Origin of the sequence: Kitasatospora sp. NPDC059648, assembly GCF_042734825.1 — a bacterium.
Lineage (GTDB): Bacteria > Actinomycetota > Actinomycetes > Streptomycetales > Streptomycetaceae > Kitasatospora.
Genome location: NZ_JBHWDU010000181.1, coordinates 1 through 5134, shown reverse-complemented (window position 1 = coordinate 5134; position 5134 = coordinate 1). Strand labels below are relative to the sequence as shown.

The following is a 5134-nucleotide window of genomic DNA, read 5'->3' as shown; positions in this document are numbered from 1 at the left end:
GCGGCGATTCCCTTCTACTCCACCGTCACCGCGGAACCGGTCGACACTTCCGCCCTCGACGCCGGCTACTGGTACCGCAACCTCCGCGAACCCGTACGGTTCGACCTGGCCACCGCCCGGCTCACCGCCGACGGCCACGAGGTGTTCGTGGAAGTCAGCCCTCACCCGGTGCTGGTGCAGGACCTGGACGGCGTGGCGACCGGCACCCTGCGCCGCGACCAGGGCGCCATCGTGGAGTTCCACACCGCCCTGGCCCGCCTCCACGTCCAGGGCGTCGCCGTGACCTGGCCGCACGACCGCCCGCACGGCGTCAGGCTGCCGGGCTACGCCTTCCAGCGCAGCACCTACTGGCTCACCCCCGCGGCCGGCGGCCACGGCACCGGGCACCCGCTGGCGGGCACCACGGTCGAGCTGCCCGACGGGAGCACCGTGCACAGCGGCCGCGTCTCCACCCGCACCCACCCCTGGCTGGCCGACCACGCCGTCGACGGCACGGTCCTGCTCCCGGGCACCGCCTTCCTCGAACTCGCCACCCTGGCCGGCGGGGCCCTCGACGACCTCGTCCTGCACCTGCCCCTCGCGCTCTCGGACACACCCACGGACATCCAGGTCTCGGTCGGCGCCCCGGACGACGCCGGCCGCAGCCCGGTCACCGTGCACTCCAGGGGCGGCGACGGCTGGGTCCGCCACGCGTCCGGAACCCTCGGCGGCCAGGTGACGGCCGGACGCCTCGACCGGCCCGTGAGGAACGCCGAACCCGTGGACCCCGAAGGGTTCTACGACTTCCTCGCCGGACTCGGATACCAGTACGGGCCCGCGTTCCGGGGCGTGCGGGAGCTGTGGCAGGGCGAGGACGAACTGTACGCCGAGGTGTCCGTCCCCGACGGCGCCGGCTTCGGCATCCACCCCGCGCTCCTGGACGCCGCACTCCAGCCGCTGATCCTGCTCAGCCCCGACACCCGGGTCCGGCTGCCGTTCTCCTTCTCCGGCGTCGCCGTGCACACCACCGGTGTGTCGTCCGCCCGGGTCCACCTGGCCCGCACGGGCACCGACACCTACCGCGCGACACTGACCGACCTGTCCGGCAACCCGGTCGCGGACATCACCGCGCTGACCGTCCGTCCGGCCGCCGAGGCCCGGGCCGCGGTGCTGCACACCCAGTGGGTGCCCCTCACCGCGAGCACACCGACCGAGGTGGTGCCGAGCCCGGTACTCAGCGCGGAAGCCGACGCGGACTCCGTGCACGCCCTCGTCCAGCGGGCCCGCGCGCTCGTCCAGGACTTCCTGGCCGAGCAGCCGGAGCGGGCGGCCGCACGCCTGGCCGTCCTGACCCGCGGCGTGGCCGGCGCGGCCGTACGGGGCCTGGTCCGCAGCGCCGCCGCCGAGCACCCCGGCCGGTTCGTCCTGGTCGACATGGGCGACGCGTCCGAGGAGGACGCGGTCCGGGCCGCCATGACAGCCGGCGACGAACCCGAACTGGCCCTGCGCCGGGAGGGCGTCCTCGTGCCGCGGCAGGCCAGGTACGCGCCGGAGCCGACCGCCCCCGACGGCGCGTACCGGCTGAGCGAGTCCGGCACCGGGCGACTGGACGACCTGGCCCTGCTGCCCTGGCAGGAGGCCGCGCTGGAACCCGGACAGGTACGGGTCGCCGTACGCGCGGCCGGTCTGAACTTCCGCGACGTGCTCATCACCCTCGGCATGTACCCGGACCGGCCCCCGTTGGGCGGCGAAGGGGCCGGCACCGTCGTCGAGGTCGGCCCCGGGGTCACGGCCTGGCGGCCCGGCGACCGCGTCATGGGACTGATGCCCGGCGCCTTCGGGTCGCGCGCGGTCGCCGACCACCGGCTCCTGACGGCGATCCCCGACGGCTGGAGCTTCACCGCGGCGGCGTCGGTGCCCGTCGCGTTCACCACCGCCTGGTACGGGCTGTTCGACCTCGGCGAACTGCGTCCCGGCGACCGGGTCCTGATCCACTCCGGCGCGGGCGGTGTGGGCATGGCCGCCATCCAGCTGGCCCTGAACAGCGGCGCGGAGGTCTTCGCCACCGCGAGCCCCGCCAAGTGGGACACCCTGCGGCGCCTCGGACTGGCGGACGACCACATCGGTTCGTCCCGCGACACCCGGTTCGCCGACCGGTTCCCGGCCATGGACGTCGTCCTCAACTCGCTCGCGGGAGAACTCACCGACGCCTCCCTGCGGCTGCTCGCCGACGGCGGACGGTTCGTCGAGCTGGGCAAGACGGACGTCCGCTCACCCGAGGGCCTGATCTACCGGGCCTTCGACCTCAACGACGTCGACCCCGTGCGGCAGGGCGACATCCTCTCCAGGGCCGTGGCGATGGTGGCCGACGGGACGCTGGAGCCGCTGCCGGTCACCGCCGCGGACCTCCGCCAGGCCGTCGACTCCTTCCGGCTGATGAGCCAGGCCCGCCACACCGGCAAGATCGTCCTCACCGTCCCCCGGCCGATCGACCCCGACGGCACCGTGCTGATCACCGGCGGCACCGGCACCCTCGGGCAGGCCGTCGCCCGGCACCTGGTGTCCCGCTACGGGGTACGGCACCTGCTGCTCGTCAGCCGCGGCGGCGGCGCGGTGCCGCACCCGGAGGCGCAAGGGGACGTCGACGTGCGGGTCGTGGCCTGTGACGTCGCGGACCGGGACGCGCTGGCGGCCGTACTGGACTCGATCCCGGCCGCGCACCCGCTGACCGCGGTCGTCCACGCGGCCGGCGTGCTCGACGACACCGTCGTGGAACGGCTGACCGCGGAGCAGCTCGACCGGGTGCTGCGGCCCAAGGTCGACGGCGCCTGGCACCTGCACGAGCTGACCCGCGCGCACGACCTCGCCGCCTTCGTGCTGTTCTCCGCGGCCGCGGGTGTACTCGGCAACGCCGGCCAGGCCGGCTACGCGGCCGCGAACTCCTACCTCGACGCGTTCGCCGCCCACCGGCAGACCCTCGGACTGCCCGCCGTGTCGATGGCCTGGGGCTACTGGGAGCAGGAGAGCGGCATGACCGCCCACCTCACCTCGGCCGACCGCCAACGCCTCGCCCGCAAGGGCATCCGCCCCATCAGCGTCGAACGCGCCCTGGCCATGTTCGACACCGCGCTGGCTGCCGGACGTCCCGCGCTGACCACGGCCGACCTCTCGGTGCCGCAGAGCCTGCCGACGCCGAAGGCGCCCGCGTCGGACCTGCTGTCCCTGGTCGCCGCCCACACCGCCACCGTCCTCGGCCACTCCGACGCCGCCGCGATCACCCCCGGACTCGCCTTCCGCGACCTCGGCTTCGATTCCCTGACCGCCGTCGAGCTGCGCAACCGCCTCGCCGGCGCCACCGGCCTGCGGCTGCCCGCGACCCTCGTCTTCGACCACCCCACCCCCGCCGCCCTCGCCGACCACCTCACGGCCGAACTCTCCGGTGAGGGTGCGGGTGTGGTGCCGGTGGTGCCGGTCGGGGTTCCGGTGTCGGCTGATCCGGTGGTGATCGTGGGCATGGGGTGCCGGTTGCCCGGTGGGGTGGGGTCTCCGGAGGAGTTGTGGGGCCTGGTGTCGGGCGGGGTCGACGCGATCGGGGCGTTTCCGGGTGATCGCGGGTGGGACGTGGAGGGGTTGTTCCATCCGGACGCGGATCATCCCGGGACGTCGTACACGCGGTGGGGTGGCTTCCTCGTGGACGCGGCGGGGTTCGATGCCGATTTCTTCGGGATCTCGCCGCGTGAGGCGCTGGCGATGGATCCGCAGCAGCGGGTGCTGCTGGAGACCGCCTGGGAGACCTTCGAGGACGCCGGCATCGATCCGACGTCGTTGAGGGGCAGTCAGACGGGTGTGTTCACGGGGATCTGGTCCTCCGGCTACGTCGGCAGCCCCGACCAGGCACCGCCCGACACCGAGGGCTACCTCGCCACCGGCATCTCGCCGAGCATCACCTCCGGCCGGGTCTCCTACCTGCTGGGCCTCCAGGGCCAGGCCGTGTCCGTCGACTCCGCCTGCTCCTCGTCCCTGATGGCGATCCACCTCGCCGCGCAGGCACTGCGCTCGGGGGAGTGCACACTCGCCCTGGCCGGCGGGGTGACCGTGAGCGTCACCCCCCTGCAGTTCACCGAGTTCTCCCGCCAGCGGGCCCTGGCCCCCGACGGCCGCTGCAAGCCCTTCTCGTCGACGGCCGACGGTACGGCCTGGGGCGAGGGTGCGGGATTGGTGCTGCTGGAGCGGTTGTCGGACGCGCGTCGCAACGGTCACCGGGTGCTGGCGGTGGTGCGGGGTTCGGCGGTCAATCAGGACGGTGCGTCCAACGGCCTGACCGCGCCGAACGGCCTCTCCCAGGAACGCGTCATCCGTCAGGCGTTGGCGAACGCCGGGTTGGAGGCGTCCGAGGTGGACGCGGTGGAGGCGCACGGTACGGGGACGACGCTCGGTGACCCGATCGAGGCGCAGGCGCTGCTGGCGACGTACGGCCGGGACCGGGTGGAGCCGTTGTGGCTGGGGTCGGTGAAGTCGAACATCGGGCACACCCAGGCGGCGGCCGGTGTGGCGGGTGTGATCAAGATGGTCATGGCGATGCGGCACGGTGAACTGCCGCCGACACTCCACGTCCAGGAGCCCACGCCGCACGTGGAGTGGGACACCGGTGACATCCGGCTGCTGACCGAGGCCCGGCCGTGGCCGGAGACCGGGCGTCCCCGCCGCGCGGGCATCTCGGCCTTCGGGGCCAGTGGTACCAACGCGCACGTCGTCATCGAACAGTTCCCGGAGGAACCCTCCGGGCCACCTGCCGCGGACGACTGTGCGGAGTCCACCGTGTGGCTGCTGTCCGGCAAGACGGACGACGCGCTCCGTGCCCAGGCCCGCCGGCTTGCTGACCACGTGACCGCCCACCCCGGACTCCGGCCGGCCGCGATCGGCCGGGCCCTCGCCACCACCCGCACCATGCTCGCCCACCGGGCGGTCCTGGTGGGCAGTACCCGGAGCGACCTCATGGCGGAACTGGCCGCCCTCGCCGAGGGAGACCCCCGCGTCGTCACGGGTGTGGCCGGTTCGCCGGGTCGGTCGGTGTTCGTGTTCCCGGGGCAGGGTGCGCAGTGGGTGGGGATGGGTGGGGAGTTGTACGGCTCGGAGCCGGTGTTCCGGGAGGTGG

At 73.9% G+C, this 5134-nt stretch carries 1 protein-coding gene; it reads left to right on the top strand.

The window, feature by feature from the left end; translation table 11 throughout:
* A partial coding sequence (locus ACFV1W_RS40005) for an SDR family NAD(P)-dependent oxidoreductase (protein WP_380422437.1) occupies positions 1 to 5134 on the top strand: 5134 nt, incomplete at both ends.